We start from the raw sequence: 26,611 nt of genomic DNA on the forward strand, positions 1-26,611 counted from the left end.
CGCGCGGGCGACGGTAGTATTTCACTACTTTCTACCTCCGTCCTTAAAGGGAGGGTCTGCCTCCACTTTTCCCCTCCCTGGAAGGGAGGGGTTGGGGGTGGGTTGGTATGAGGCGGGGCCCGCCGACGCCACACCGCCCGGACCCTCACGAGCCGTAGGAAAACCCGCACCCGACTTAAGCGAAATCTACCGCTTCCCTCTGGCCGTATCGGCCGGGCGCGCCTAGCGTTCGGGCGTGAGTCCGAAATTCCTTTCCCGAACCGCGCTTTACGCGGCGACGGCGCTGCCGCTCGGCGGGTGCGCGCGGGGGGTGCTCGATCCGGCGGGGCCGGTCGCGGCGGGCAATCGGATCATCCTGCTCAACTCGCTGACGATCATGCTGGCGATCGTCATTCCGACGATCCTCGCCACTCTGCTGTTCGCCTGGTGGTTTCGCGCCGGTAACAAGAAGGCGGAGTATAAGCCCGAATTCGCCTATTCGGGGCGGCTGGAACTGCTCGTCTGGTCGGTGCCGGCGCTTATCGTGATCTTCCTCGGCGGGATTGCGTGGATCGGCAGCCACGATCTCGATCCCTCCCGCCCGCTCGAATCGAAGGTGCCACCGCTCCGTGTGCAGGTCATCGCGCTCGATTGGAAATGGCTGTTCATCTATCCCGATCAGGGGATCGCCAGCGTCAATCGCGTCGTCGCTCCGGTCGGTACGCCGGTCGCGTTCCAGATCACGTCCGCGACCGTCATGAACAGCCTGTTCGTGCCGCAACTCGGCGGACAGATCTATGCGATGGCGGGGATGGAAACGAAGCTGCACCTGCAAGCCGACCGGCCCGGCAGCTATCAAGGCCTGTCCGCACATTATAGCGGGCGCGGCTTTCCCGGCATGATGTTCCGGATGGACGCCGTGTCAGCGCAGCAATTCGCCGGATGGATCGCGGGGGCGAAGCGTTCCGGGCCACTGCTCGATCGCGCCGGCTATCTCGCCCTGCTGAAGGACAGCGAGAACGTCGCCCCCTACACCTACCGCGCGGTCGCGCCCGGCCTGTTCGATGCCGTGGTGAAGGATTCCGGCACGCTGTCGGCGAAGCGCGCAAAGGATGGTCGCCAGCAATGAAGCCGCCCCTATGAAGCCGCCCCTATGAATCCAGACGTCGCCCCGCAGACCAGCCTTGTGTTCGGCAAGCTCGGCCTCGACGCCATACCGTTCGGCGAACCATTGCCGATGGTCGCGTCGGGCGTGGTCGCGGTAGGGCTCAGCGCGTTGCTGTTCTGGGTGTGGCGATCGGGCTATTTCCCGTATCTGTGGCGCGAATGGATCACGTCGGTCGATCACAAACGGATCGGCGTGATGTATTGCCTGCTCGCCGCGGTGATGCTGCTGCGCGGGTTTTCGGACGCGATCATGATGCGGTCGCAACAGGCGATCGCGATGGGCAATGGCGGCTATCTGCCGTCCGACCATTACGACCAGATATTCAGTGCGCACGGCACGATCATGATCTTCTTCGTGGCGATGCCGTTCATGATCGGGCTGATGAACTTCGCGGTCCCGCTGCAACTCGGCATTCGCGACGTGGCGTTCCCGACGCTCAATTCGGTCAGTTTCTGGCTGACGGCAAGCGGCGCGTTGCTGATCAACGTCAGCCTGGTCGTGGGTGAATTCGCGAAGACCGGATGGGTGGTCTATCCGCCGCTGTCCGAACTGCGCTTCTCCCCCGGCGTGGGGGTCGATTATTATCTGTGGGCGATCCAGATATCCGGGGTCGGGACATTGCTGTCCGGCGTCAATCTGGTCACCACGATCCTGAAGATGCGCGCGCCCGGCATGGGCTATACGCGCATGCCGATGTTCTGCTGGACCGCGCTTGCGTCCAACCTGCTGATCGTCGCGGCCTTCCCGATCCTGACCACGACGCTCGCGATGCTGACGCTGGACCGGTATCTCGACTTCCATTTCTTCACCAACGAACTCGGCGGCAATCCGATGATGTTCGTCAACCTGATCTGGGCCTGGGGCCATCCGGAGGTCTACATCCTGATCCTGCCCGCCTTCGGCGTGTTCAGCGAAGTCGTCTCCACCTTCTCCGGCAAGCCGTTGTTCGGATACCGGTCGATGATCCTCGCGACGATGGCCATCTGCATCCTCAGCTTCATGGTCTGGCTGCACCACTTCTTCACGATGGGCGCGGGGGCCGACGTCAACGGCTTTTTCGGCGTGACGACGATGATCATCGCGGTGCCGACCGGCGTGAAGGTCTTCAACTGGCTGTTCACCATGTATGGCGGGCGGATCCGGTTCACCACGCCGATGCTGTGGTCGGTCGGGTTCATGGTGACGTTCGTGATCGGCGGGATGACGGGCGTGCTGCTGGCCGTGCCGCCGGCCGATTTCGTGCTGCACAATTCGGTCTTCCTCGTCGCGCATTTCCACAACGTGATCATCGGCGGCGTGCTGTTCGGCGCGTTTGCGGGGCTGACCTATTGGTGGCCCAAGGCATTCGGATTCCAGCTGGACGAGACTTGGGGCAAGCGCGCCTTCTGGTTGTGGATCAGCGGCTTCTACGTCGCTTTCATGCCGCTCTACGTCCTCGGCCTGATGGGCATGACGCGGCGGCTGCAACGCTATGACGTGCCCGAATGGCAGCCCTGGCTGATCGTCGCGGGGATCGGCGTGGTGCTGATCGCCGGCGGGATTGCGTGCCAGATCATCCAGATCGCGGTCAGCATCCGCAACCGCAAGCACCTGGCGGACGCGACGGGAGACCCGTGGGACGGGCGCACGCTGGAATGGATCACGACATCGCCACCGCCCGCATTCAACTTCGCCGTATTGCCCGATGTCGAGGGCGAGGAAGCCTATTGGGGCGTGAAGGAACTGGCGCGCGAACGTCAGAGGCTGAGCGACCTGCCCGATTACGCTGATATCGAGATGCCGAAGAATTCGCCGACCGGCGTCGTCTGCGCGTTCTTCGCCACCGCGATGGGCTTCGCGCTGATCTGGCACATCTGGTGGCTGGTCGCGCTCGGGTTCGTCGGGGCATGGGCGACGTTCGTCGTCTTCGCCTGGCGGGACGATCCGGAATATGAAATCCACGCGCGCGACCTAGAAGCGCATGACCGCGACCGCCGCCGCGCCAAGGCAAAGCTGCTCGGCTTGAGCGAAGGCGAGGTGGCATGAGCAACCCAGCCGCCGGCCAGATGGGGGATGAGGATCCCCACAATCTCGGCCATGACGACAACGTGCCGATCAGCGAGCAGGGTCCCGCGCCCAAACGGATCGTCGTCGCCTATGGCTTCTGGATCTTCCTGCTGTCCGACTTCATCCTGTTTTCGGGGTTCTTCGCCGGTTACGCCGTGCTGTCGGGCGCGACGGCGGGCGGCCCTGCGGGGCGCGACCTGTTCGAGCTTCCGCTCGTCGCGACCGAGACGGCGTTGCTCCTGCTGTCCAGCTTCACCTGCGGCATGGCGGGCATCGCGCTCACCGCGCGCAACATGCGCTGGTTCCAGGGCGCAATGGCGGCGACGTTCGTGCTCGGCGCGGGCTTCCTCGCGCTGGAGGCGTATGAATTCGCGCACCTGATCGGCGAGGGCGCGGGGCCATCGCGCAGCGCGTTCCTCTCGGCCTTTTTCGCCCTCGTCGGTTGCCACGGGCTGCACGTGCTGCTCGGTCTGATCTGGCTGACGACGATGATGGCGCAGGTCGGTGCGAAGGGCTTTCGCGACGATATCGAGCGGCGCGTGCAATGCTTCGCATTGTTCTGGCACGCGCTCGACATCATCTGGGTCGCGGTGTTCACGATGGTCTATCTGATGGGGGCGGGCGCATGAGCGGTCATGACAGGGAACGCCGCCGCGACGAGACCGGCACCGATCTCGCGCCTGGAGAGGATACGCAGGATCCGCAGGCGATCGCGCGGCGTGTTCGCGGTTACGTCATCGGGCTGGTGCTGGCGGCGGTGCTGACCGCCGCGTCCTTCTGGGCCCTGCGGTCGGGCGTGATCTATGGCCCCGGCATCCCCGTCGCTTTGGTCGCGCTGGCGATCGCGCAGATGGGCGTCCACCTCGTCTTCTTCCTGCACATCACGACCGGGCCGGACAATGCGAACAACGTGCTGGCGCTGGCATTCGGGGTGCTGATCGTCGCCCTGGTGCTGATCGGGTCGATCTGGATCATGGCAAACCTGAACCATAATACGATGCCGGCGCACATGATGCAGCAGATGCAGCGCTAGGGACTGCCCCACCCGGCAGGAGCGCGTCCCCCTGCTCCGTTCGTTTCGAGCGAAGTCGGGAAACAGGCCGCACGAACTATCGAGAGGGTTCTCGACTACGCTCGAAACGAACGGCGTTGCGGGTGAACGCTTACCCGCCGACCCGTCACCGGGCCGGCGGGCAGGGGATCGGATCAGAAGCTGACCCGGCCCGTCACGCCGTAATAGCGATCCGCGTCGCGCGGGATCTGGTAGCGATAGGCCTGGCCCGGGCCGCCGTTGATGATGGACGCGGCGAAGCTCTGGTCGAACAGGTTCCGCACTTGGAACGTCAGGCGGTAATGATCGTCGGTCGAGGTGATCCCGGCGCTGAGATTGACGAGGCCATAGCCCTTGATCGTCCCCAACCGGCGCTGCACCGCATCGGCCGAGAAGAGCGATAATTGCTTGCTCTGGTACGACCCCTGCGCGCCCAGCGTCACGTCGAACGCCCCGCCCGTACGCCAGCGATAATCGGCGCTGAGATTACCCTTCCACTTCGGCGCGAAGCCGAGCGGCGTGCCCGACGGGACCACCGCGGCGCCCAATGGCGCGTTGAACTGGTCGACATGCGCATCGGTATAGGCGACGCCGCCCGACAGGCTGAAGTCGCGCGCCGGACGCAGGATCGCGTCCAGTTCCACGCCACGGGTCGAGACTTCACCGGCGTTGGTGAAGCGCGTGACGACCACGCCAGCGACCAGATCCGGGTTGTTCGCCTGGAAATTGTGGTACTTGGCGTAGAAGGCGGCGAGGTTCAGCACCAGCTTGCCACCGGCCAGCGTGTTCTTCAGGCCGAGTTCGTAGGCATCCGACGTTTCCGGCGCGATCACGTTGGTGCCGGTAGCGGTCAGGTTGAAGAATACGTTGTAGGCCGGGCCCTTATAACCGCGCGAATAGCTCGCATAGGCGGTCGAATCCCGCGACACGTCGAATTGTACGCCCGCCTTGCCCGACAAATTGTCGTTGCTGGTCTTCGCGGTGAACGGGATGCCGTTCGAAATGCCGCCGCCAAGTCCGTTATTGTAGACGCCTTGATCGAAATTGGGCTGGATTCCCGGTCCCGCCAGCCCGGTCACGCGCTTGTGGAACACGTCCAGATGGTCGCTTGAATAGCGGAGACCCCCGATAATGCGGAAGCGTTCGGCGACGTTGACGGTGCCCTGACCGAAGAAGGCAAGGTTGTCGAAGGTCGAACCGAAGTCCGCCGTGCCCGTCGGGAACGTCGTCGCGGGCGCGCCGGCACTGCCGCAAGCGATCAGGGTGGTGGGAGCCGTCGCCTGGTCGCAGGTGACGTCGTTGCGGGTGAAGATGCGTTCGCTCTTCGCGCGGGAGTAGAAGGCCCCGACGACATAATCGATAAAGTTGCGACCGGACGATGTCAGGCGCAATTCCTGGCTGAACGTATCGCCGGTCTGCGGCCCGAAATCGTGGAGCTGGTTGAGGTTGGACCGCGGCGCGGTCGCCCGGTCGGAATAGGCCTGGGCCAGGAAATCGCCGTCGCGGATCTCGGTGTTCTTGTAGTTACGATAGGCGGTGATCGAGGTCAGCGTGACGCTGCCCAGATCGAGATCGCCCTGCAACGAGAAGCCGTATCCGGTTTCCTTTGTGCGCGTGACGAGGTCCTGCGAAATCTCGCGCCCCTCATTGCCTCTCGGCGTCGGCAGCGCACCGGACGAGATGTTTGTCGTGGGAAGGCCCGTCGCGGTGTTGATCGGCGGCGTGGCGATCACTTCGCCGCAGCAATCGTCGTCGTTGCGGTGATAGTCGGCGATGAAGCTCAGCTTTAGCGTGGACGTGGGATCTGCATCGATCTGCAAGCGTCCGCCATAATGCTTGAAGCCGTTGACCGTCTTGTCGACCGCGCGGTTGTAGATGTTGCCGTCGTACGAATTGTAGAAGCCGGTGACGCGCGACCGCACGTTTTCGCCCAGCGGCAGGTTCACGACCGCACGGCCGCGGAACTCGCTCTTGGTGAAGAAGCCCGCCTCGACATAACCGCCGAAATCGCGCGTCGGCTTTTTCGAGATGATGTTGATCACGCCCGCGCTGGCATTCTTGCCGAACAGCGTACCCTGCGGGCCGCGCAGCACTTCCAATTGGTCGATATCGACCAGATCGCCGAACGCTTCACCCGCGCGTGCGAAGACGACGCCGTCGACCACGGTCGATACGGACGGCTCGCCCGCGATCGAGAAGGTCGCGGTGCCGACGCCGCGCAGGAACAGCGACTGGTTCAGCGTCGTGCCTGATTTCAGGAAGTTCAGCGTCGGGACGAGATATTGCGCGCCCTCCAGGCTGACCTTGCCCTGTGCGGCGAGCGCATCGCCCGACACGACCGACACGGCGACCGGAACGTCCTGCAGGCGTTCGCTGCGCTTCTGCGCGGTGACGATGATCTCGCCGGGCGCGGCGTCCTCGGCCGCCGGCGTGGCGGCGGTATCGGCGGGCGCGGTCGCGGGGGCGACCTGCGCCACGGCGGGGCTGGCGACCAAAGCGAACAGCGCCGCTCCGGATAGATAAAGTGCCTTCATTATTCCCTCCACTGAAATCCCATTCGTTCGATGGGATATTGTTCTCGTTCGCGTTCTGACAGCGCAATCAGGCTTTGTCGCGGCAAAGCCCGTCTTTTCAGAAACCCAATTCGCTCATTTCGACGACGCGGTGTTCGCGCGCGCTGATTTCCGCCGCCGTGCCGATCGCCACCGCCATCAAACCGTCGCGTGCAGTCACTTCGACCGCCCCTTCGCCACGCACCGCGGCGTTGAACTTCTGATGTTCGTAGAAGGTCGACCCGTGATGACTGCCGGCGTCCAGCGCGGCCTGATCGACCTCCACGACGCGCCGTTCGACTTTCTTGTCGTTGCGGAAACCGACGCGCGGCGAATAAACGATCGCGCCCTCGGGGATCAGCACGTCGAGACGCGCCTTGTCGCCGACCGCGGTGATTTCCTCCTGGTTCTCGGCGCCGTCCGCGAACATCGACAAGTCGAGCATCGCGCGCACGCCGTTCGAGAAATCGACCGTCGTATAGCTGTTGTCGATGATGTCGGGCGTCTCGCCGTCATAGCGTTCGTCCAGATGGTTCACGTCCATCGCGCCCGAACAATAGACGCGCACCGCCTCCGCCCCGGTGACGAGGCGCATCAGGTCGAAGAAGTGGCAGCATTTCTCGACCATCGTTCCGCCGGTATTGCGGCTGAACCGGTTCCAGTCGGCGACCTTTTCGAGGAACGGGAAACGATGTTCGCGGATCGACAGCATCTGCAGCTTGCCGATGCGGCCGTCATGAATTTCGCGGATGAAATCGGCGGCGGGCGGCATGTAGCGATATTCCATCGCGGTCCAGAACACCTTGTCCGATGCCTCCGCGCGATCGACGATCCAGCGCGCATCCTCAATCGTCGTCGCGATCGGCTTTTCGCACAGGATGTTGAGCGCCGCGTCGAACAGGGGCTCCAGCACCATGCGATGCGTATAATTGGGGCTGGCGACGATCACCGCGTCGCAGAGGCCGCTCTTAGCAAGCTCCTCCGCCGTGCCGAACGTTGCGACCGAAGCGCCCTTTTCGCCGAGCGCCTTCATGCTCCAGTCGATTGAGGTTCCGGTCGGATCCGCCAGGGCGGTAATCACCGCGCCGGGGGTGATCGCGAGGTTGGTGATGTGTTCGACGCCCATCATGCCGGCGCCGACCAACCCATATCGTACTTGCTCTCCCACGCGTCTCGCCCTTATATGACAACGATGTCTGAAACACACCTTACACCCGAAATGCGTCCGCTCGGCAAGAGCGGATTGCTCGTCTCACCGATTGCATGGGGGATGTGGCGCTTTGCCGGCGTCTCCGTGGACGAGGGCAGGGGGCTGATCGACGCGGCGTTCGATGCCGGCGTTACGTTGTTCGATACCGCCGATATCTACGGCTTCGATGGGGAAAACGGCTTCGGCGATGCCGAGTCGCTGCTCGGCGAGGTGTTCGCCGGCGCGCCGGGCCTGCGCGACCGGATGGTGCTCGCGACGAAGGGCGGCATCACCCCGCCGGTGCCGTACGATTCGAGTGCGGCGTATCTGGAAAAGGCGCTGGACGATTCGCTGCGGCGGCTGAAGACCGACCGGGTCGACCTGTACCAGATCCATCGCCCGGACATTCTGGCGCACCCGCAGGAGGTCGCCGCCACGCTCGAGAAGATGGTTTCGTCGGGCAAGGTGCGTGCCGTCGGCGTGTCCAACTATACGCTGGCGCAGACGACTGCGCTGGCCACCATGCTGTCGATCCCGCTGGCCACGGTGCAGCCCGAATTCTCGCCGCTGGAACTGGATCCGATCACCTCGGGTCTGCTCGACCTGACGATGGAACGCGACATCGCCGTGCTCGCCTGGTCGCCGCTGGGTGGCGGTCGCATCGCGGAGCCGGGCACCGCGCGCGAACGCGCCGTCGCGGTAGCGCTGGATGCGAAGGCGAATGCCACCGGCGTCAGCCGCACGACCGCCGCCTATAGCTGGATCATGGCGCATCCGGCGAAGGTGATCCCGATCGTCGGTACGCAGAATGTCGGCCGCATCGCGGAGATCAGCGACGTCCACAAGGTGCAATGGACGCGGGCCGAATGGTATGAGGTGCTGGTCGCCTCGCGTGGGGAGAAACTGCCATGACGCGTCCTGCCTGCGAGATCAGCTGGTTCTCCGCATTGTGCGACGACGATTACGAATTCCTGGGCGTGCCCGATGCCAAGCTGAAATCCAGCTGGGAGCATTGCCGCGACATCGTCATGCAGGCGGAAACCGGCGGGTTCGACAATATCCTGCTGCCCTCGGGCTATCAGCTCGGCATCGACACCACGGCGTTTGCATCGGCGATCGCGCCGATGCTGCGCCGCATGGCGTTGCTGATGGCGGTGCGCATCGGCGAAAGCTGGCCGCCGCAGCTTGCACGCCAGATCGCGACGATCGATCGCCTTCTCGGTGGCCGCCTGACCGTCAACATCATCTCCAGCGACCTGCCCGGCGAGACGCTGGCCAGCGCGCCGCGTTACGCCCGCACGGTCGAGGCGATGCATATCCTGAAGACGCTGCTGAACGGCGAAAGCCTGGATCATGACGGCGAATTCTGGAAGCTGAAGGTCGATCCGCCGCGCATCGGCACCGTCGATGGCAAAGCGCCTTTGCTGTATTTCGGTGGCCTGTCGCCGGATGCGCGCGAGGCGGCGGCGAAGGGCTGCGACGTGTTCCTGATGTGGCCCGACAAGCAGGAAAACGTCGCCGCGATCATCGCCGACATGACCGCGCGTGCCGCCGCGCATGGCCGCACGCTGAAATTCGGCTACCGCGCGCACGTCATCGTCCGCGATACCGAGACGGAGGCGCGCGCCGCCGCCGATCGCCTGCTGTCGAAGCTGGACGACGCGGAGGGTGCGGCGATCCGCGCGAAATCGCTCGATTCCACCTCGACCGGCGTCGCAGCGCAGGCCGCGCTGCGTGAGAATGCCGCGGACGATGGTTATGCAGAGGCGAATTTGTGGACCGGCGTCGGCCGTGCCCGCTCCGGCTGCGGCGCGGCGATCGTCGGCGATCCGGATCAGGTGCTCGCCAAGATCAACGCGTATCGCGACATGGGGATCGAGGCATTCATCCTGTCCGGCTACCCGCATGCGGCGGAGGCGGATTTGTTTGCCCGCCACGTCCTGCCCAATATCGACCACGCCCCGCTGACGCGCTAACAGGAGGGGGGATCAGGAGAGACATACGTGGCAGATAGCGAAGACCAACCGCTCGTCGTCGGCATCGGCGGTACGATCGGCGGGATGTCCTCGACCGAGCGTGCGCTGAAGATCGCGCTCGAATCCGCCGCGAAACAGGGGTTCCGGACGCGCATGTTCGGCGGCGTGGAGATGGGGCGCCTGCCGCTCTACGATCCCAAGGCCGCGACGCGCACGCCCGACGAGACGGATTTCGTCGAGACGGTGCGCAAGGCATCCGCGCTGATCATCGCGTCGCCCGGCTATCACGGCAGCATTTCCGGCGTGGTGAAGAACGCGCTCGACCTGTTGGAGGAAACGGCGCGCGACGCGAAGCGGCCGTATCTCGCCGACATGCCCGTCGGGCTGATCGCGACGGCCTATGGATGGCAGGCGACCGGCAGCACGATCGCCGCGCTGCGATCGATCGTCCACGCGCTGCGCGGCTGGCCGACCCCGTTCGCCGCCGCGATCAACACGCAGATCACCAAGTTCGACGACGAAGGCGGTGCGAACGATCAGTCGGTGATCGATCAATTGTACATGGTCGGGCAACAGGTCGCGCGGTTCGCGCCGCTCAGCCTGCAAACCAATGGCTGACCTGTCCGGCTTGTACGATCGTCGGCGCGCGATCGGCCTGATCGGGATCGGCGGGGCGGGCATCGTCACCGTTCCGGCCTGGTCGCAGGCGCTGGTGAGGCTGGGCCTGCCCGGCGGCAACGATGCCCGCGCCACCGCGGGGGATTTCCCGGCAAGGGCGACATGATCCTGCAACGCGGCCGCGCACCGTTGCTGGAAACGCCGATGGACGCGCTGGACGGCAACGTCTTCACCCCCAACGACCGCTTCTTCGTGCGCTGGCATTACAGCGACATCCCGACCAGCGTGGATGTCGGTCGCTTCCGCCTGAATATCGGCGGTGCGGTGCGGCGGCGGCTGAGCATCTCGCTTGCGCAATTGCTGACGATGCCGCGGGTCGAAATCGCCGCGATCAACCAGTGTTCGGGCAATTCGCGCGGCCATTTCTTCCCGCGCGTGCCGGGCGCGCAATGGGGCAATGGTGCGATCGGCAATGCCAAATGGGTCGGCGTCAGCCTGCGCCACCTGCTCGATCTGGCGGGTGTCGCGCCGGGCGCGGTCGCGGTGCGCGTCGGCGGGCTCGACAAGCCGCCGCCCGGTGCCGCCGCGTTCGAGAAATCGATCTCGATCGATCACGCCCGCGACGGCGAAGTGATGGTCGCATTCCAGATGAACGGCGCGCAATTGCCTTTGCTCAACGGTTTTCCGCTGCGGCTGGTCGTGCCGGGCTGGTACTCCACCTATTGGGTCAAGGCGCTCGACCGGATCGAGGTGCTGGACACGCCCGACACCGGATACTGGATGGACAAGGCTTACCGCATTCCCGACACGCCCGGCGCGAACGTCGTGCCCGGCGCGAAGGATTTCCCGACCGTTCCCATAAACCGCATGATCCCCCGCGCTTTCTTCACCAACATCGCGGACGGGGCGAAGGTCGTCGCGCGATCGCCTTTCTACATTCGCGGCCTTGCGATGGGCGGCACCAGCGCGGTCGCCCGCGTCGATCTGTCGATGAATGGCGGGCGAAGCTGGCACGCGGCCCCGCTCGGCCCGGATCACGGCAAATACGGTTTCCGCCTGTGGGAGGCGACCGTTCCGCCGCAAGCGCCGGGCAATTATACGATCGCCGTCCGCTGCACCAACGCCGCGGGCCAGACTCAGGTGCAGCAGCCGATCTGGAACCCGGCCGGCTTCATGCGCAACGCGATCGAGAGCATCGCGGTGACGGCGGCATGACCGGGCGCACGATCGCCTTGTCCGCGCTGGCGGTATTCGCCGTGCTCGTCTTCGGCTGGCTGGCCTTCATCCACCGCGTCGATCCCGTCGCCGCCCCGCCCGTCGCGGCGCTCGGATCGGCGGTATCCGGCGGAGGGGTCACCCTGGTGTCGGACAGCATCACGTTGCCGGACGAGACCGCCGCCTTGCCCGATACGCCCGGCAGCGCGCTGATCACCGCCAACTGCACCGCATGCCATTCGCCGGAAATGATCCTGACCCAGCCGCAACTGAATGCGGAAAAGTGGCAGGCGACGATCGACAAGATGCGCGGCGTCTACAAGGCCCCGATCGCGCCAGCGGACGACACGGCGCTGATCGCCGCGCTGACTGCCTTGCCGACCCAGATGACGCCGGGGCAGGTCGCGCCGGCCCCAACCGCGCCGGGTCAGGCCCCGGCGAAGTGACGGGCGGTATCGTCTGGCCGGCTGGCTTCAACCCTTCGGAAAGCCCAATCCATGTCGTCAACCGGATCGAGACGACCACCGCGCCGGAGATCGTCTGGACCCGGCTGGTCCACGCGACCGCATGGTCCGCCACCTATGCCAATGCGCAGGACGTGGTGATCGAAGGCGGCGGTGCCGACCTGTTCGCCGATGCGCGCTTCCACTGGAAGACGTTCGGCGTCTCGCTCGACACGCGCGTGGTGGAGTTCGAACCCGAAACGCGGCTTGCCTGGTTCGCGCAGAGCACCGGCGTCCGCGCCTATCACGCCTGGCTCATCACTCCGTTGCCCGATGGCGGCTGCACGATCCTGACCGAGGAAACGCAACACGGCTGGCTCGCCCGCATCGCCCGCCGGCTGTTCCCGCGCCGTATGGAACACTGGCACCAACGCTGGCTGGAAGCGCTGGCGGCCTGAAGTCGTTCGATCCGGCAGCGATCCGGACGCTTGCCCAAAAATAACCCCGTTCGTTTCGAGCGTAGTCGAGAAACACGTCACGCGGACCACGGAGCAGGTTTCTCGACTACGCTCGAAACGAACGGGGGCGTCGGTTGAGAGTTACGCCGGCAGGCCAGGGCCGAGCGATCGGTAGCGGGTCAGGCCGCGCCAACGATACGGGCAAGGCGCATTATCGAACTCATTTCACCCGCCCTCTGCCCGTTCGTGCTGAGCCTGTCGAAGCACCTGCCCCGAGTCCCGTCCATTCGTGCTGAGCTTGTCGAAGCACCTGTCCCAAACCCCCCCGTTCGTTTCGAGCGCTGTCGAGAAACAGGCCCCACGGTCCACCAAACAGGTTTCTCGACTACACTCGAAACGAACGGGCAGGGGCGGATACCGGAAGCGGCCTCCAGCAAGCCCCCTCCGAAAGTTCGGCCCAAACCCTATTTCGCGACCAGTTTCGCCTTCACCGCTTCCTGCGCCAGATCGGCGCTCGACGATTCCACGCGCTCCAGCCAGTGGCGAAACGTCGCGCGCGGTGCGCCGTCGATGATGATGCCGGCCGAATAGGTCAGCGCCTGATCCGGATCGCGGGTCGATACCTTGATCAGGTCGTACGTGCTGTTCATCTTCGCCACCCAGTCCGCGGGGGGCTTCAGCACGTCGTCGAACGCGCTGACGATGACGAGATAATCGCACGCATCGCCCTTGGTGCAGCCGCCCAGCACGATCACCGTCTTGTCGTTGCCCGATCGCAGCACCGCCGTCGCGGTATCGCCGTCGCGCTCGAACGGATCGATCGTATATCCCATCTCGCGCAATTGCCGTTCGAACATCGCGGTGTCGTGCGTGTTGATCGCGGGCTCGGTCGCGGGCGTGGCGCCCGCCAGCAGCGCGGCGAAAACGAATGGTAATGGCATGATCGACCCTCTCGATAAGCGACCGGCCTACCGCGTCGGGACGGGCTCGTCGCCGCTATAATCGTAGAATCCGCGCCCCGTCTTGCGCCCGTACCAGCCCGCCTCGACATATTTCACCAGCACGGGGGCGGGGCGGAACTTCGGATCGCCCGTTCCCTCGAACAGCACGCGCGTAATCTCCAGACACGTGTCCAGCCCGATGAAATCGGCGAGCGTCAGCGGCCCCATCGGATGGTTCAGCCCCAATTGGCAGGCCAGGTCGATATCCGGGATCGTCGCCACGCCCTCGCCAAGCGCGAAACACGCCTCGTTGATCATCGGCATCAGCACGCGGTTGACGATGAAGCCCGGCGCGTCGTTCGCGCGCACCACTTTCTTGCCCAGCGCCTGTGCATAGGCCTCGATCGTCGCGACGGTCGCGTCCGATGTCGCCAGCCCGCGGATGATCTCGATCAGGCCCATCACCGGCACGGGGTTGAAGAAGTGTACGCCGATGAACCGCTTGGGATCGGGCGACGATTGCGCGAGCCGGGTGATCGGGATGGACGAGGTGTTCGACGCCAGCACCGCGTCCGCGCCGAGAACCTTGCCGACCTCGGCGAAGATCGCGCGCTTGATTTCCTCGCGTTCGGTCGCCGCCTCGATCACCAGCGCGCACGGGCCCATCTCAGCCACGCTGTCGACGCACTCGATCCGCGCCAGCGCCTCGTCGCGCGCGCCGGCTTCGAGCTTTTCCTTCGAGACCAGCCGGTCGAGCTGCTTGGCGATGCCCGCCTTGCCCGCCTCGGCGCGCTCCTTCGACACGTCGCTCAGCAGCACGCGGTAGCCGGCCTGCGCCGATACCTGCGCGATGCCTGCGCCCATCTGCCCGGCCCCGATCACACCCACCGTCTGCATCTCGAAATCTCCTTTGCCCGTTCCCTAGGCAATAGCGCGCCGATGATCCACCGTGCCGCGACGCTTTCTGCCTGTGCCCAAAGCCGTGCCGCGCCCGCCGCATGGCCTGTTGCGCGCGCACGAAATCTGGCAGACGCGGTGGCATCCAGATCGTTTTCGGGAAAAGTTTCGATGTCCAGCTATGCCGACCGCCTCGCCGCCCTTCGCGACCAGTTGAAGCGGGATCGCCTCGACGGATTCGTCGTGCCGCTGACCGACGAACATATGAGCGAATATGTCGGCGCCTATGCGCAGCGCCTCGCCTGGCTGACCGGGTTTCAGGGCTCGGCGGGGTCCGCCGCGGTCCTGCCGGAAGCGGCGGCGATCTTCACCGACGGCCGCTACACGCTGCAGGTGCGCCAGCAGGTCGATGGCGCACATTGGGATTATGTCCCCGTGCCTGCGGTCAGCGTCGCCGACTGGCTGGGCACCCACGCGCCGCAGGGCGGTCGGATCGGCTATGATCCGTGGCTACACACCAGCGCCTGGGTACGTCAGGCGAGCGCGGCGCTGGCCGCGGGGGGTGCGGAGCTGGTCCCGGTTGATACCAACCCCGTCGATGCGATCTGGCCGGACCGTCCGCAACCCTCCGATGCGAAACTCACCGTGCAAAGCGACGACCGTGCCGGCGCGTCTTCCGCGGCAAAGCGCGCGCTGATCGCCGACTGGCTGGCGGAACATCATGCCGATGCCGTCGTGCTGACTGCGCTCGATCTCGATCGCCTGGGCGCTCAACGTCCGGGGCGGCGACGTCGCGCACACGCCCGTCGCCCTGGCCTATGCGATCGTCGATGCGGACGGCACCGCCGAGCTGTTCGTCGCGCCCGACAAGGTCGGCGAGGACGTGGCGCAGCATCTCGGCAATGCGGTGCGCGTGCGACCGCGCAGCGAGTTCGCGGCGGCGCTGGGTGGCTATGCCGGCAAGAAGATCGCGGCGGACCCCGAACGCGCCGTGGCGGCGATCTTCGACGCGCTGGAGGCAGGCGGGGCGACCGTCGTCGCGGAGCGCGATCCCGTCGTGCTCGCCAAGGCGCTGAAGAACCCCGCCGAGATTTCCGGCCACCGTGCCGCTTCCGCCCGCGACGGCGCCGCACTCGCCCGTTTCCTGCGCTGGTGCGAGATTGAATTGCCCAAAGGCGGGCAAAGCGAACTCACCGCCGCCGCGAAGCTGCAGGAATTTCGCGAAGCGACCGGCGTATTGCTCGACACGTCGTTCGACACGATCTCCGCGACGGGCGCGAACGGTGCCAGCCCGCATTACCACGTCACCGAGGAATCGAACGCGTCGATCGAGCCCGGACAATTGTATCTGGTCGATTCGGGCGGCCAATATGCCGATGGCACGACCGACGTGACCCGCGTCGTTCCCGTCGGCACGCCGACCGAGGAAATGCGCGATCGCTTCACCCGCGTGCTGCGCGGCCATATCGCGCTCGCCACCGCGATCTTCCCGCCCGGCACGACCGGCGCGCAACTGGATGCGTTCGCCAGGCGGCCCTTGTGGGAGGCTGGGCTGGATTATGCGCACGGCACCGGCCACGGCATCGGCGCATACCTTTCGGTGCACGAAGGCCCGCAGCGTATCGCTCCGCCCAACTATCCGGGCGGTGGCCCGGCCGAGCCGCTGCGCGCCGGCATGATGATCTCGAACGAGCCCGGCTATTACAAAACGGGGGAATACGGCATCCGAATCGAGAATCTCGTGCTGGTCGAGGATCGTGCCTTCCCGGACGGCGACGCGGCGATGCTCGGGTTCGAGACGCTGACCTTCTGCCCGATCGAAGGCAGCCTGATCGTCGCGGACATGCTGACGCCGGCGGAGCGCGCCTGGCTGGACGCCTATCACGCGCAGGTGCTGGCGATCCTCGGTCCCCGGATGGAGGGGGAGGATCTGGCGTGGCTACGGGAGAAATGCGCGCCTATCGCGTGACCTTGTCGTCCTCCGGCGGGCGCGTGTCGGCGGCACGCGCCTGCGCCTTGCGCCGTTTCAGATTGTCGCGGAGTGCCGCCGCCAGCCGTTCCGCTTTGTCGTCCTTGTGATTCACCACGTTCTTCGCCTTGACATTCCCGCCGCCCTCGTCTCTTACGCCGCTTCCGCCGAAATGTGGAAATGCTGCCGTAGCTCAGTGGTAGAGCGCATCCTTGGTAAGGCTGAGGTCGTGAGTTCAATCCTCACCGGCAGCACCATTTCTTTTCATCGGGCCAGTGCCGACCCGACTGGCGGGCTGGAGCGGAACCGGGGCTCCTTAGAAGCCGACTGGATTCACGTCGCCGCGGTACGCCCGCCGATCCGCTCCGCCAGATAGTCCACGAAAACCCTGACGCGCGCCGGCGTGGTCGATCCGCCGACGAACACCGCGTGGATCGCCTCGTTATCGTGTGGGTTGAAGGCCTCCAGCAGCGATACGAGCCGACCCGCGGCCAAATCCGCCTCGATCGAGAATCGCCCGACACGGGCGATGCCGACGCCGGCGCGGGCGAGTTGCGCCAGTGCTTCGCCGCTATTCGCCTCGATCGTGCCCGTCACCGCCAGCGCCCGGTCGCGGCCATCCTGGCGGAACGGCCAGCCAGGTTCGGCCCGACGGAAGTTGAAGCTCAGGCAATTGTGGCGCAGCAGATCGTCGGGCACCTGCGGCGTGCCATGCCGTTCGAGATAGTCGGGCGAGGCCACCACGACCCGCCCGGTCTCGCCCAGCTTGCGCGCGGTGAGCGGACTGTCGGCCAACTGCCCGAACCGGATCGCGACGTCCGCCTGCCCGCCCAGCACATCGACGATACGGTCGCTGAGGTTCAGGTCGATCAGGATACCGGGATAGCGCGCGGTGAAATCGCCAAGCAGCGGAACGACGAACAAGCGCCCGTGCGCCAGCGACGCGGTAACGCGAAGCCGGCCGTGCGGGCTTGCCTGGTCGGCAATACTGCCTTCGACCTCCTCCAGATCGGCGAGAATGCGGCGCGCGGCGCGCAGATAGGCCTCGCCTTCCGCGGTCAGCGACAGCGCGCGGGTCGTGCGGACCATCAGCCGCACGCCCAGCCGCGTCTCGATCCGCGCGATGATGCGGCTGACGGCGGATGGCGTCAGCCCGAGTGCGCGGGCCGACGCCGACAGGCTGCCCTGCGACGCGACGCTGGCGAATACCGCCATCTCTCCCGATCGACCGCCGACGTCCATTCGTGCTCCCTATGCAAAGCTGCTGGTCCCATTCTCCCCCTACCGGACGGGCACGCAAGCCATCATTTCATCGGCTGCAACACAGGATCGTTCGTCATGCGCCTCAATCTTCCTCTCTTCGCGCTCGCCATCGGCGCGTTCGGCATCGGCGTGACCGAGTTCGCGCCGATGGGGATGCTGCCCGGCATCGCCGACGACCTCGGCGTTTCCATTCCCGCGGCCGGTCTGCTCGTCAGCGCCTATGCGCTGGGTGTACTGATCGGCGCGCCTTTGATGACGCTGACGACCGGGCGGATCGACCGGCGCACGCTGCTCGTCGGGTTGATGGGCATCTTCACGCTCGGCAATGCGCTGTCGGCACTGGCTGACGGATACTGGACGCTGATGATCGCGCGCATCGTCACGTCGTTCAACCACGGCGCCTTTTTCGGTGTGGGATCGGTCGTCGCGGCGAGCCTGGTCCCGGCGGACAAGCGCGCCGGGGCCGTGGCTGCGATGTTCACCGGCCTGACCGTCGCGACGATCGGCGGCGTGCCGCTGGCGACCTGGGCGGGAGACGTGCTCGGCTGGCGGACCGCTTTCGCAGGCATTGCCGGCGTGGGGGCGGTGGCGATGCTGTCGCTGCGGCTGGCGCTGCCGTCGCTGCCCGTCACCGGCATCAGCGACATGCGCGCGGAATTGCGCGTGCTGACGCAGGCACCGGTATTGGCCGCATTGGGGCTGACCGTCGTCGGGGCCAGCGCGATGTTTACTGTGTTTACCTATATCGTCCCGATCCTGCGCGACGAGACGCACGCCTCGACCGGGTTCGTCACGGGGATGCTGGTGCTGTACGGCATCGGGCTGACGATCGGGAACACGCTGGGCGGGCGGATGGCGGATCGATCGATCGACCGTACTTTGGTCGGCAGCTTCGCGGTCCTCGCTGCGGTGCTGGTGCTGTTTGCCGGCGTGATGCACTGGCCGCTCCCCGTTGCCGGCGCGATCCTGATCTGGGGGATCGCCAGCTTCGCGATCGTCCCGCCGTTGCAGATGCGCGTGATGGAAGCGGCCGGCGACGCACCCAATTTGGCCTCGGCCATGAACATCGGTGCGTTCAACCTGGGCAATGCGATCGGCGCGGCGCTCGGCGGCGGGGTGATCGGCGCAAGACTTGGTCTGCCGGCGGTGTCGCTGGCCGGGGCGGCAATGGCAGCGGCGGCGCTCGTCCTGCTGCTTGCCGTCGGGCGACGTGACCGGGGCGCGGCACGTCACACCAAAGCGACGGCGTAGCGAACCTGACGGGCATGCCCTTACGAACCCAATGCCGAACCGGTCGCCTCTTTCAAAGGCTTATTCTCGTCCATCAACCGATACAGAATCGTAGCCTCGTCCCGATAGATGGGAACCAGTCCCGAATGACGTGGCCGCGATTGCGGGGCGAAGTGAAACAACCATAGGTAGTCGAAGTCACAACGTGGCAGCTGGGCGATACGTTTCGCCAGCACCGGTCCCAGCCCGGTGCATTCGGGGTCGGTAACATATTGCGCCGGGTCGCCGTTGAACGTCGTGCCGGCGGCATGTTCGGCATGAAGCAACTGGCCGCCGGGTATGCTCCACTGGGTGTTGATGAACGCGTCGCGTCTGACCAATGCGAGCGACGGCAGATGTTCGATCCGCGACATCCGCCAGTTCGCTGGAAGGCACGGTATCCCGACGAGCACCGCAATCCGCGCGCCGCGTTCGATATGGCTGACGGGCAGGAGATGGCGGCTATAGGCCGTTTGATACTCCAAATAGCCCACGGCCGACACCATCATGCGGAGCGCAAACAGCAATGCAAAGGCGATGGGCACGATCCGCGTCACCCGAGCGCATGCGAAATCGACAGGCAAGCGAACGCTCAGGATCGCCGCGATGAACAGGAATGGAAAGATCCGCGCGTCCGCATAGCCCGAACCGAACAGTTGATAGGGGATGACCACCAAAGCGACGGCGAACAGCATCGCGGCCATGCCGAAACGCGAGTCCATTCCCGCGCGCCCCTTGTACAAACCGAACGCTATAAGGCCCAAGGCGGCGACCACCGATGCGATATCCAACGGCATCCACTGGTCTTGAAGGGTGTGAAACCCGTTCTCCAGCTTCCACAGGATCCTGAACCAGCCGACCGTCTCTGCGCCCAGATTCCCCGTTCGGGAGAAAACGAGGACGACCATCACCGCGATCAGGGGCGACGACCGCACGACCGGGGTGGCAAGCGCCCTTACGTATCCCGCATCCCTGTCGCGAAATGCGCGCGACACTTCGTATCCTTCGACCAGGATGCCGAGGATCGCCCAGCCGTAAACGTGGCACACCCAGATGGCGAAACCGATCGGTACGAACAGGACCGACCGCAGCACGTTGCGGTCCTGCAACCTCACCCACCAGGCGAAGGCATGGAACGACAATGCCCCTGCCAGCCAGAAATTCACCATGCCGTATTGATAGGGATAGGCCAAAGCGAACGGCAGGGTCGCGATGGCGGTCGGCGGAACCTCGCCATAAACGGCCTTCGCGGCACGGAATACGCCCCAGATCATCAACGGCGGAAGCAGTGCCGCGACCAGCCATACCGCGCGTTCCAGTCCGAACGACCAGGCCAGCGGCATGATCAGCTGGTCGACGCCCAGATTGCCGATCAGGGCCAGCGATAGCTCCAGTTGCGCGCCAGCACGGCGTTGTGATCGATCTCCAGCGCGACATGATAGCGCCCCATATGACCGATCAGATCGTTCAGCGGCGGGTATCGACGAACCATAAAGGCAGCGTCGACAGGATCATGAATCCGATCATCGTCGACGTCCGCGACCACCAGGGGTTCCGCGCGCGTGACGGGACAAGACGTTGGTCGGGGGACGGTCGCACGGACATCAGGCGTCGCGGAGCCGGGCGGCGCGCAGGTACGGCGGACCGGTCGGGCGCACGGCTTCAGACTGGATATAGAAATGCACCGAGAGCCCCCACGTCGTCGCCATCGCGACCAGAGATGATAAACGCCGATCGGACCCCGGGACACGGTCTTGCTACGCCGCTCCTAGCCGACGCCCGCCCGCGTCGCCAGTGCGTCGAATGCGTCCACCACGACGGGGATCAGCGCATCGGGCAGGTTGTGGCCCATGCCCGGCACCTCGACCAACGTCGCGCCGGGGATCGTCTTCGCGGTGTCCCGCCCGGCGGCGATGCGGACCAGCGGATCGTCGGTGCCGTGCAGCACCGTGGTCGGTGCGGTGATGCGCGCGAGTGCCTTGCGCCGGTCGCCGCTCGCGACGATCGCCGCCATCTGCCGGCCGAAGCCCGCCGGACTGATCGACCGTTTGAGGTCACGCGTCACGTTGGCGCGGATGATCTCCGGATCGACCGGATAACCGGGGCTGCCGATCGTCTGTTCCGCGCGGACGCCGAACGCGATAATCGTCTCCAGATCCTTCGTCTTCGGCCGCTTGGTCAGCACCGCCATCGCCTCGCGGCTGGCGTTCGGCAGCGCGGGATTGCCGGTCGAGGACATGATCGACATCAGCGACAACGTGCGCTCCGGATAGTCGGCGGCGAACGTCTGCGCGATCATCCCGCCCATCGACGCGCCCATGATATGCGCCTTTTCGATGCCCAGCGCATCCAGCAGCCCCGCCGCGTCCGCCGCCATGTCGGACAGCAGATACGGCACTTTCGGCGTGTAGCGGAAGAACCGCGCGACCATCAGCCCGGCGATGTTGGGCACCGGCGCACCGTCCAGCTTGGTCGACAGCCCGATGTCGCGATTGTCGTACCGGATCACGCGATATCCGCGCGCGACCAAGGCCTCCACGAACGGCATCGGCCAGCGCGTCAGTTGCGCCCCCAGCCCCATGATCAGCAGGACGGCCGGATCGCCCTCGCTGCCGTAACTCTCATATTCGATCTCGATGCCGTTCGCCTTGGCCTTCATGGCTTTCTCCTGTCCCGTGGCGCAGCGTCGCAGGTCGCATCGGTCCCGGCAAGCGATATGCCGCGAACCAGTACCCTTATGTGTGTGTCCTACAGGTAACCAGATCGGTTAGTTGGCGAATCGTCCAAACGAGGAGACGACATCATGAGCATCATCGAGGGTATCATCGGTCCGATCGCAAGCCTGATCGACAAGATCATCCCCGATCCCAAGGCGCGGGATGCAGCGAAGCTGGAACTGCTGAAACTGGAGGGCAGCCAGGACATGGAGCAGATCCGTGCGCAATTGTCCGCGATCGTCGCCGAGGCGCAGTCCGCCGATCCGTGGACCAGCCGTGCCCGGCCGAGTTTCCTGTACGTCATGTACGCGCTCTTGCTGTGGGCGATCCCGATGGGCCTGATCGCCGCGGCGCAACCGGCAATGGCGAAGGATATCGCTTCCGGCATGAACGCCTATCTCGCCGGGATTCCCGAACCGCTCTATGCGCTCTTCGGCACCGGCTATCTCGGCTACACCGTCGCGCGCAGCTGGGGAAAGGCGAAGGGCATCGATAAATAGCGATACCGTGTGACTTTGTGTGAACTTCCATCCGCCCGGCCGGGCATATCGTGTGACCTTGTGTGAACTTCGACGATACCCGGCCGGGCCTGTACGTCGTGCGACCGCCTGGGGCGGGGGAGATTGAACCGCTCCCCGCTCTCACCCATATGCCGGGCATGAGCGAAAACATGACGTGGCACGGCACGACGATTCTTTCCGTGCGCCGCAATGGCAAGGTGGTCGTCGCGGGCGACGGCCAGGTGTCGATGGGACAGACGGTGATGAAGCCCAATGCGCGCAAGGTGCGCCGATTGGGCGACGGATCGGTCATCGCCGGCTTCGCCGGCGCGACGGCAGATGCCTTCACCTTGTTCGAACGGCTGGAACGCAAGCTGGAAACGCATCACGGCCAGTTGCTGCGCGCCGCGGTCGAACTCGCCAAGGACTGGCGCACCGATAAATTCCTCCGCAATCTGGAGGCGATGATGATCGTCGCCGACAAGGATATCACGCTGATCCTGACTGGAAACGGCGATGTGCTGGAACCCGAGGCCGGGGTCGCGGCGATCGGCTCTGGTGGCAATTACGCGCTCGCCGCCGCCCGCGCGCTGGTCGATTATGAGCAGGATGCGGAAACCATCTGCCGCAAGGCGATGGCGATCGCGGCGGAGGTTTGCGTGTATACGAACGACCGCCTGACCGTCGAAACCCTGGACGCTGTTGCTTGAAAAAGCCCCTCCCCTTCAGGGGAGGGGTTGGGAGTGGGGAAGTCCAGAACGCTGCACTCCGAAACTGAAGTCATCCCGGCCGCACGGCCCCACCCCAACCCCTCCCCTGAAGGGGGGGCTTGAGAAGAGACAGACATGAACGACGCACTTACCCCGAAAGCCATCGTCCGCGCACTGGACGAACATATCATCGGCCAGACCGATGCGAAAAAGGCCGTCGCCGTCGCGCTGCGCAACCGTTGGCGCCGCCAGCGTCTCGGCGCCGATCTGCGCGACGAGGTGTCGCCGAAGAACATCCTGATGATCGGCCCGACCGGTTGCGGCAAGACCGAGATCAGCCGCCGTCTGGCGAAGCTGGCCGACGCGCCGTTCATCAAGGTCGAGGCGACCAAGTTCACCGAAGTCGGCTATGTCGGGCGCGACGTCGAACAGATCGCCCGTGATCTGGTCGAGGAAGCGGTGCGGCTGGAGAAGGAACGCCGCCGCGTCGCGGTGAAGGACAAGGCGGAGGAAGCGGCGATGGTCCGCCTGCTCGACGCATTGACCGGCAAGGGCGCGAGCGAGGCGACCCGCGCCGCCTTCATGCAGCGCATGCGCGACGGCCATCTCGACCAGACCGAGATCGAGATCGAGCTGGAGGCCGCGCCCAGTATGCCGTTCGACATTCCCGGCGGCGCGCCGCAGATGATCAACCTGTCCGAAATGATGGGCAAGGCGTTCGGCGGCGCGCAGTTGAAGCGCCGCAAGCTGACCGTCCCCGCCGCCTGGGATAAGCTGGTCGAGGAGGAAGCCGACAAAAGGCTGGATCAGGAGGAAGTCAGCCGCACCGCGCTGGCCGATGCCGAAGCGAACGGCATCGTTTTCCTGGATGAAATCGACAAGATCGCGATGTCCGAACATCGCGGGGGCGGTTCTGTCAGCCGCGAAGGCGTGCAGCGCGATCTGCTTCCGCTGATCGAGGGCACCACCGTCGCGACGAAATATGGGCCGATGAAGACGGACCATATCCTGTTCATCGCATCGGGCGCGTTCCATGTCGCCAAGCCGAGCGATCTGCTGCCGGAATTGCAGGGCCGCCTGCCGATCCGCGTGGAACTGAAGGCGCTGACCGAGGCGGATTTCGTCGCGATCCTGTCCGACACCAAGGCATCGCTCCCGGCGCAATATTCCGCGCTGATCGCGACCGAGGGCGTCACGGTCGACTTCACCGAGGATGGCATCGCCGCCGTCGCCCGCATCGCCGCGGAGGTGAATGGCGAGATCGAGAATATTGGGGCACGCCGCCTGCAGACTGTGATGGAGAAACTGCTCGAGGAAGTCAGCTTCGACGCCGAGGATCGCGGTGGCCAGACGGTCACGGTCGATGCCGCCTATGTCGAGAAGCAACTCGCCAGCGTCGCGCGCAACACCGACCTGTCGCGCTTCGTACTGTAATTCGGGTGGCGGGCGTCGTCCGCACGATGGTCGCCCCTAAAGGCCTTTACTCCGGCCACGCCCGCGTTAGCCTCCGCACCGACACATTCCGGGGAATCTTTTCGTGAAGCATCTGATCGCCGCCTGCCTGATCGCTGTTGTCGCCATCCCGGCGCTGGCGCAGGAGGCGCCGAAGCCCCCGTCGCCGCGAAGAAGCCGTACAAGGTCACCTCCCCCAACGGCACGCGCGACGACGAATATTACTGGCTGCGCGACGATACCCGCAAGAATCCGGAGATGCTTGCCGCGCTGAATGCGGAAAACGCCTATGCCGATGCGGTCCTCGCGCCGACCAAGGCCTTGCAGGATACGCTGTACAAGGAAGTCGTCGGGCGCATCAAACAGGATGACAGTTCCGTTCCTTATAAGGAACGCGGCTATTATTATTACTCGCGGTTCGACACGGGCGCGGATTACCCGGTAACGGCGCGGCGTAAGGGCAGCGTAAGCGCGCCTGAGGAAGTGCTGCTCGACCAAGCCAAAATGGCGGTGGGCAAGGGCTTCTTCTCTGTCGGCAGCAGCACGGTCAGCCCCGACAATAGCCTGCTCGCCTGGGCGGAGGACGTGGTCGGGCGCCGGCAGTTCGTGCTGAAGTTCAAGGATATCGCGACGGGGAAGCCGCTCGCGGATGAGATCCCGAATGTCCAGCCAGGGGCGGTCTGGGCGGACGACAACAAGACGGTCCTGTATGTCGAGAAGGATCCGGTCACCTTGCTCAGCAAGCGCGTCAAGGCGCACGTATTGGGCACCCCCGCCAGCGCCGACCGCCTCGTCTACGAGGAAAAGGACGACAGCTTCTATCTCGGCCTGTGGCGCACGACGGACGATAAATATATCTGCGTCGGCGTCGAAAGCACGGTCAGCGCGGAACAGAGTTGCGCCCTTGCGACTACCCCCGCGACGCTGACGATGATCGCACCGCGTGAACGCGACGTCCGGTACGAGGCCGATCACATCGGCAACCGCTGGATCGTCAAGACGAACTGGAAGGCGCCGAATTATCGGCTCATGACCGTCACCGATGCGAAGTCCAACGGTACGCGTACCGCTTGGACCGATCTCGTACCCGTCAAGGACGACGTGTTCATCGAAGGCTTCAAGCCGTTCGACGATTTCATCGCGATCGAGGAAAGATCGGGCGGCAACAAGCGGCTGCGCACGCTGACCAATGCCGGCAAGAGCAGCTTCGTTTCGTCCGACGAACCCGCCTATGACATGTCGCTGTCGACCAATGCGGAGCCGAATACGCCTTGGTTGCGCTATACCTATGCGTCGCTGACCACCCCGACGACGACCTATGAGGTCAATACGGCGACGGGCGAACGCCGCACGCTGAAGGTGCAGCCGGTACCGGGCTATGACGCCACGCAATACGTCACCGAACGGGTCTGGGTTCCGGCGCGCGACGGCGCACGAATACCGGTCAGCCTCGTCTACAAGAAGGGGTTCCGGAAAGATGGCCGCGCGGCGATGCTGCAATATGGCTATGGCAGCTATGGCTCCTCGATGGATCCGGCGATGTCGATCCAGACCGTCAGCCTGCTCGATCGCGGGATGGTCTATGCCCTGGCGCATATCCGCGGCGGTCAGGAACTGGGCCGCAAATGGTATGACGACGGCCACATGTTCAAGAAGGTCAACAGCTTCACCGACTTTATCGACGTGACGCGCTGGCTCGTCGCGAACAAATATGCCGCAAAGGACCGCGTCGCGGCGCTGGGCGGCAGTGCGGGTGGCTTGCTGATGGGTGCGATCGCAAACATGGCGCCGAAGGATTACAAGGTCCTGATCGCGCAGGTGCCGTTCGTCGATGTCGTGACTACAATGCTGGATGCCAGCATCCCGCTGACCACCAACGAATATGACGAATGGGGCAACCCGGCGAACAAAGCGTCGTACGATTATATGCTGAGCTATTCGCCCTATGACAACGTCAGGGCGCAGACTTATCCGGCGATGTTCGTCGGCACGGGATTGTGGGATTCGCAGGTTCAGTATTACGAGCCCGCCAAGTGGGTCGCCCGGCTCCGCGCGACCAAGACGGATGCCAACCCCCTGGTCTTCCGCACCAATATGGAAGCGGGGCACGGCGGTAAATCCGGCCGCTTCCAGCGGTACAAGGACGGTGCCGAATATAGCGCGTTTATGCTGACACAGTTGGGCGTCGAGAAGTAACC

25 protein-coding genes, 1 tRNA gene and 1 pseudogene are annotated in these 26,611 nt (G+C 65.0%); 18 read left to right on the forward strand and 9 right to left on the reverse strand.

Going from position 1 to position 26,611, the window contains the following annotated elements; all coding sequences use genetic code 11:
• Positions 1 to 235 precede the first annotated feature (235 nt).
• Genes cyoA through cyoD form a run of 4 tightly spaced genes read left to right on the forward strand, consistent with a single transcriptional unit; the run spans position 236 to position 4,226 of the window.
• Positions 236 to 1,108, forward strand: coding sequence for a ubiquinol oxidase subunit II (gene cyoA, locus H5J25_RS01125; RefSeq protein ID WP_225883262.1), 873 nt, complete (start codon positions 236 to 238; stop codon positions 1,106 to 1,108).
• 24 nt (positions 1,109 to 1,132) lie between these two features.
• The gene (gene cyoB / locus H5J25_RS01130) at positions 1,133 to 3,172 is read left to right on the forward strand and encodes a cytochrome o ubiquinol oxidase subunit I (protein WP_225883263.1); all 2,040 of its coding nucleotides are present in this window, start codon (positions 1,133 to 1,135) and stop codon (positions 3,170 to 3,172) included.
• Positions 3,169 to 3,822: a cytochrome o ubiquinol oxidase subunit III gene (gene cyoC / locus H5J25_RS01135; RefSeq protein WP_225883264.1), complete on the forward strand. Its 654-nt coding sequence runs from the start codon at positions 3,169 to 3,171 to the stop codon at positions 3,820 to 3,822. Before cyoB ends, cyoC begins: the two co-directional genes overlap by 4 nt.
• Positions 3,819 to 4,226: a cytochrome o ubiquinol oxidase subunit IV gene (gene cyoD, locus H5J25_RS01140; RefSeq protein WP_202093947.1), complete on the forward strand. Its 408-nt coding sequence runs from the start codon at positions 3,819 to 3,821 to the stop codon at positions 4,224 to 4,226. Before cyoC ends, cyoD begins: the two co-directional genes overlap by 4 nt.
• A 173-nt stretch (positions 4,227 to 4,399) precedes the next feature.
• Here cyoD and H5J25_RS01145 read toward each other — a convergent pair whose 3' ends face one another.
• On the reverse strand, positions 4,400 to 6,778 hold the full coding sequence (locus H5J25_RS01145; protein WP_202093948.1) for a TonB-dependent receptor: 2,379 nt from the start codon (positions 6,776 to 6,778) through the stop codon (positions 4,400 to 4,402).
• A gap of 97 nt (positions 6,779 to 6,875) precedes the next feature.
• Positions 6,876 to 7,925 carry a Gfo/Idh/MocA family protein gene (locus tag H5J25_RS01150; protein WP_404829600.1) on the reverse strand — a complete coding sequence of 350 codons (1,050 nt, stop codon included), beginning with the start codon at positions 7,923 to 7,925 and terminating at the stop codon, positions 6,876 to 6,878.
• A gap of 63 nt (positions 7,926 to 7,988) precedes the next feature.
• Here H5J25_RS01150 and H5J25_RS01155 point away from each other — a divergent pair, with 63 nt between their 5' ends.
• From H5J25_RS01155 to H5J25_RS01180, 7 genes are read left to right on the forward strand one after another with little or no spacing between them, the layout of a single operon-like run.
• Positions 7,989 to 8,897, forward strand: coding sequence for an aldo/keto reductase (locus H5J25_RS01155; protein WP_225883265.1), 909 nt, complete (start codon positions 7,989 to 7,991; stop codon positions 8,895 to 8,897).
• Entirely contained in the window at positions 8,894 to 9,961 is a 1,068-nt protein-coding gene (locus H5J25_RS01160) for an LLM class flavin-dependent oxidoreductase (RefSeq protein ID WP_202093951.1), read from the forward strand. The genes H5J25_RS01155 and H5J25_RS01160 overlap by 4 nt, the downstream gene beginning before the upstream one ends.
• A 27-nt stretch (positions 9,962 to 9,988) precedes the next feature.
• A complete protein-coding gene (locus H5J25_RS01165) occupies positions 9,989 to 10,579 on the forward strand; it encodes an NADPH-dependent FMN reductase (protein ID WP_202093953.1) in 591 nt (196 codons plus the stop codon).
• Positions 10,572 to 10,745, forward strand: coding sequence for a hypothetical protein (locus tag H5J25_RS21260; protein ID WP_318781339.1), 174 nt, complete (start codon positions 10,572 to 10,574; stop codon positions 10,743 to 10,745). Before H5J25_RS01165 ends, H5J25_RS21260 begins: the two co-directional genes overlap by 8 nt.
• Positions 10,742 to 11,794 carry a molybdopterin-dependent oxidoreductase gene (locus H5J25_RS01170; RefSeq protein ID WP_318781340.1) on the forward strand — a complete coding sequence of 351 codons (1,053 nt, stop codon included), beginning with the start codon at positions 10,742 to 10,744 and terminating at the stop codon, positions 11,792 to 11,794. The genes H5J25_RS21260 and H5J25_RS01170 overlap by 4 nt, the downstream gene beginning before the upstream one ends.
• A complete protein-coding gene (locus H5J25_RS01175) occupies positions 11,791 to 12,240 on the forward strand; it encodes a hypothetical protein (protein WP_202093955.1) in 450 nt (149 codons plus the stop codon). The genes H5J25_RS01170 and H5J25_RS01175 overlap by 4 nt, the downstream gene beginning before the upstream one ends.
• Positions 12,237 to 12,695, forward strand: a complete 459-nt coding sequence (locus tag H5J25_RS01180; protein WP_202093957.1) for an SRPBCC family protein — start codon at positions 12,237 to 12,239, stop codon at positions 12,693 to 12,695. The genes H5J25_RS01175 and H5J25_RS01180 overlap by 4 nt, the downstream gene beginning before the upstream one ends.
• A gap of 464 nt (positions 12,696 to 13,159) precedes the next feature.
• On the opposite strand, the gene H5J25_RS01185 is transcribed toward H5J25_RS01180, so the two are convergent.
• Complete coding sequence (locus H5J25_RS01185) at positions 13,160 to 13,636, reverse strand: YbjN domain-containing protein (RefSeq protein ID WP_202093959.1); 477 nt, start codon at positions 13,634 to 13,636, stop codon at positions 13,160 to 13,162.
• A gap of 27 nt (positions 13,637 to 13,663) precedes the next feature.
• Entirely contained in the window at positions 13,664 to 14,533 is an 870-nt protein-coding gene (locus H5J25_RS01190) for a 3-hydroxybutyryl-CoA dehydrogenase (RefSeq protein ID WP_202093961.1), read from the reverse strand.
• A gap of 171 nt (positions 14,534 to 14,704) precedes the next feature.
• Here H5J25_RS01190 and H5J25_RS01195 point away from each other — a divergent pair.
• Positions 14,705 to 16,502: pseudogene (locus H5J25_RS01195) on the forward strand (aminopeptidase P family protein).
• Here the strand turns inward: H5J25_RS01195 and H5J25_RS21065 are convergent.
• Positions 16,492 to 16,617: a hypothetical protein gene (locus H5J25_RS21065; protein WP_263973986.1), complete on the reverse strand. Its 126-nt coding sequence runs from the start codon at positions 16,615 to 16,617 to the stop codon at positions 16,492 to 16,494. The pseudogene H5J25_RS01195 and the gene H5J25_RS21065 sit on opposite strands and share 11 nt — an antisense overlap.
• Positions 16,618 to 16,684: 67 nt before the next feature.
• Between H5J25_RS21065 and H5J25_RS01200 the strand changes: the two genes are divergently transcribed.
• Positions 16,685 to 16,759: transfer RNA gene (locus tag H5J25_RS01200), tRNA-Thr, on the forward strand.
• Positions 16,760 to 16,835: 76 nt separating this feature from the next.
• On the opposite strand, the gene H5J25_RS01205 is transcribed toward H5J25_RS01200, so the two are convergent.
• On the reverse strand, positions 16,836 to 17,744 hold the full coding sequence (locus H5J25_RS01205) for a LysR substrate-binding domain-containing protein (protein ID WP_202093963.1): 909 nt from the start codon (positions 17,742 to 17,744) through the stop codon (positions 16,836 to 16,838).
• Positions 17,745 to 17,840: 96 nt separating this feature from the next.
• Here H5J25_RS01205 and H5J25_RS01210 point away from each other — a divergent pair, with 96 nt between their 5' ends.
• On the forward strand, positions 17,841 to 19,016 hold the full coding sequence (locus tag H5J25_RS01210) for an MFS transporter (protein ID WP_202093965.1): 1,176 nt from the start codon (positions 17,841 to 17,843) through the stop codon (positions 19,014 to 19,016).
• Positions 19,017 to 19,036: 20 nt separating this feature from the next.
• Here H5J25_RS01210 and H5J25_RS01215 read toward each other — a convergent pair whose 3' ends face one another.
• From H5J25_RS01215 to H5J25_RS01225, 3 genes are all read right to left on the reverse strand, one after another.
• Complete coding sequence (locus H5J25_RS01215; RefSeq protein WP_202093967.1) at positions 19,037 to 20,377, reverse strand: hypothetical protein; 1,341 nt, start codon at positions 20,375 to 20,377, stop codon at positions 19,037 to 19,039.
• Positions 20,378 to 20,406: 29 nt separating this feature from the next.
• Positions 20,407 to 20,580, reverse strand: coding sequence for a hypothetical protein (locus tag H5J25_RS01220; protein WP_202093969.1), 174 nt, complete (start codon positions 20,578 to 20,580; stop codon positions 20,407 to 20,409).
• A gap of 222 nt (positions 20,581 to 20,802) precedes the next feature.
• Positions 20,803 to 21,693, reverse strand: coding sequence for an alpha/beta fold hydrolase (locus tag H5J25_RS01225; RefSeq protein WP_202093971.1), 891 nt, complete (start codon positions 21,691 to 21,693; stop codon positions 20,803 to 20,805).
• A 144-nt stretch (positions 21,694 to 21,837) separates the two neighbouring features.
• Here H5J25_RS01225 and H5J25_RS01230 point away from each other — a divergent pair, with 144 nt between their 5' ends.
• From H5J25_RS01230 to H5J25_RS01245, 4 genes are all read left to right on the forward strand, one after another.
• Positions 21,838 to 22,251, forward strand: coding sequence for a holin family protein (locus H5J25_RS01230; RefSeq protein WP_202093973.1), 414 nt, complete (start codon positions 21,838 to 21,840; stop codon positions 22,249 to 22,251).
• A gap of 158 nt (positions 22,252 to 22,409) precedes the next feature.
• The gene (gene hslV, locus H5J25_RS01235; protein ID WP_202093975.1) at positions 22,410 to 22,961 is read left to right on the forward strand and encodes an ATP-dependent protease subunit HslV; all 552 of its coding nucleotides are present in this window, start codon (positions 22,410 to 22,412) and stop codon (positions 22,959 to 22,961) included.
• A 135-nt stretch (positions 22,962 to 23,096) separates the two neighbouring features.
• Positions 23,097 to 24,395, forward strand: a complete 1,299-nt coding sequence (gene hslU / locus H5J25_RS01240) for an ATP-dependent protease ATPase subunit HslU (protein ID WP_202093977.1) — start codon at positions 23,097 to 23,099, stop codon at positions 24,393 to 24,395.
• 123 nt (positions 24,396 to 24,518) lie between these two features.
• A complete protein-coding gene (locus H5J25_RS01245) occupies positions 24,519 to 26,609 on the forward strand; it encodes a S9 family peptidase (protein ID WP_225883471.1) in 2,091 nt (696 codons plus the stop codon).
• The last annotated feature ends 2 nt before the right edge of the window (positions 26,610 to 26,611 follow it).

The sequence above is a fragment of the Sphingomonas aliaeris genome (genome assembly GCF_016743815.1).
GTDB classification, from domain to species: domain Bacteria; phylum Pseudomonadota; class Alphaproteobacteria; order Sphingomonadales; family Sphingomonadaceae; genus Sphingomonas; species Sphingomonas aliaeris.

What these genes read in the sequence shown, in the direction of transcription:
- H5J25_RS01175 (WP_202093955.1), top strand. Translation starts at nt 11,791, where the DNA reads ATGACCGGGCGCACGATCGCCTTGTCCGCGCTGGCGGTATTCGCCGTG.
- cyoD (WP_202093947.1), top strand. Translation starts at nt 3,819, where the DNA reads ATGAGCGGTCATGACAGGGAACGCCGCCGCGACGAGACCGGCACCGAT.
- cyoB (WP_225883263.1), top strand. Translation starts at nt 1,133, where the DNA reads ATGAATCCAGACGTCGCCCCGCAGACCAGCCTTGTGTTCGGCAAGCTC.
- H5J25_RS01215 (WP_202093967.1), bottom strand. Translation starts at nt 20,377, where the DNA reads ATGCCGCTGGCCTGGTCGTTCGGACTGGAACGCGCGGTATGGCTGGTC.
- H5J25_RS01230 (WP_202093973.1), top strand. Translation starts at nt 21,838, where the DNA reads ATGAGCATCATCGAGGGTATCATCGGTCCGATCGCAAGCCTGATCGAC.
- H5J25_RS01210 (WP_202093965.1), top strand. Translation starts at nt 17,841, where the DNA reads ATGCGCCTCAATCTTCCTCTCTTCGCGCTCGCCATCGGCGCGTTCGGC.
- cyoC (WP_225883264.1), top strand. Translation starts at nt 3,169, where the DNA reads ATGAGCAACCCAGCCGCCGGCCAGATGGGGGATGAGGATCCCCACAAT.
- H5J25_RS01145 (WP_202093948.1), bottom strand. Translation starts at nt 6,778, where the DNA reads ATGAAGGCACTTTATCTATCCGGAGCGGCGCTGTTCGCTTTGGTCGCC.
- H5J25_RS01205 (WP_202093963.1), bottom strand. Translation starts at nt 17,744, where the DNA reads ATGGACGTCGGCGGTCGATCGGGAGAGATGGCGGTATTCGCCAGCGTC.
- H5J25_RS01170 (WP_318781340.1), top strand. Translation starts at nt 10,742, where the DNA reads ATGATCCTGCAACGCGGCCGCGCACCGTTGCTGGAAACGCCGATGGAC.
- H5J25_RS01150 (WP_404829600.1), bottom strand. Translation starts at nt 7,925, where the DNA reads ATGATGGGCGTCGAACACATCACCAACCTCGCGATCACCCCCGGCGCG.
- hslV (WP_202093975.1), top strand. Translation starts at nt 22,410, where the DNA reads ATGAGCGAAAACATGACGTGGCACGGCACGACGATTCTTTCCGTGCGC.
- H5J25_RS01190 (WP_202093961.1), bottom strand. Translation starts at nt 14,533, where the DNA reads ATGCAGACGGTGGGTGTGATCGGGGCCGGGCAGATGGGCGCAGGCATC.
- H5J25_RS01185 (WP_202093959.1), bottom strand. Translation starts at nt 13,636, where the DNA reads ATGCCATTACCATTCGTTTTCGCCGCGCTGCTGGCGGGCGCCACGCCC.
- H5J25_RS01160 (WP_202093951.1), top strand. Translation starts at nt 8,894, where the DNA reads ATGACGCGTCCTGCCTGCGAGATCAGCTGGTTCTCCGCATTGTGCGAC.
- H5J25_RS21260 (WP_318781339.1), top strand. Translation starts at nt 10,572, where the DNA reads ATGGCTGACCTGTCCGGCTTGTACGATCGTCGGCGCGCGATCGGCCTG.
- hslU (WP_202093977.1), top strand. Translation starts at nt 23,097, where the DNA reads ATGAACGACGCACTTACCCCGAAAGCCATCGTCCGCGCACTGGACGAA.
- H5J25_RS01225 (WP_202093971.1), bottom strand. Translation starts at nt 21,693, where the DNA reads ATGAAGGCCAAGGCGAACGGCATCGAGATCGAATATGAGAGTTACGGC.
- H5J25_RS01155 (WP_225883265.1), top strand. Translation starts at nt 7,989, where the DNA reads ATGTCTGAAACACACCTTACACCCGAAATGCGTCCGCTCGGCAAGAGC.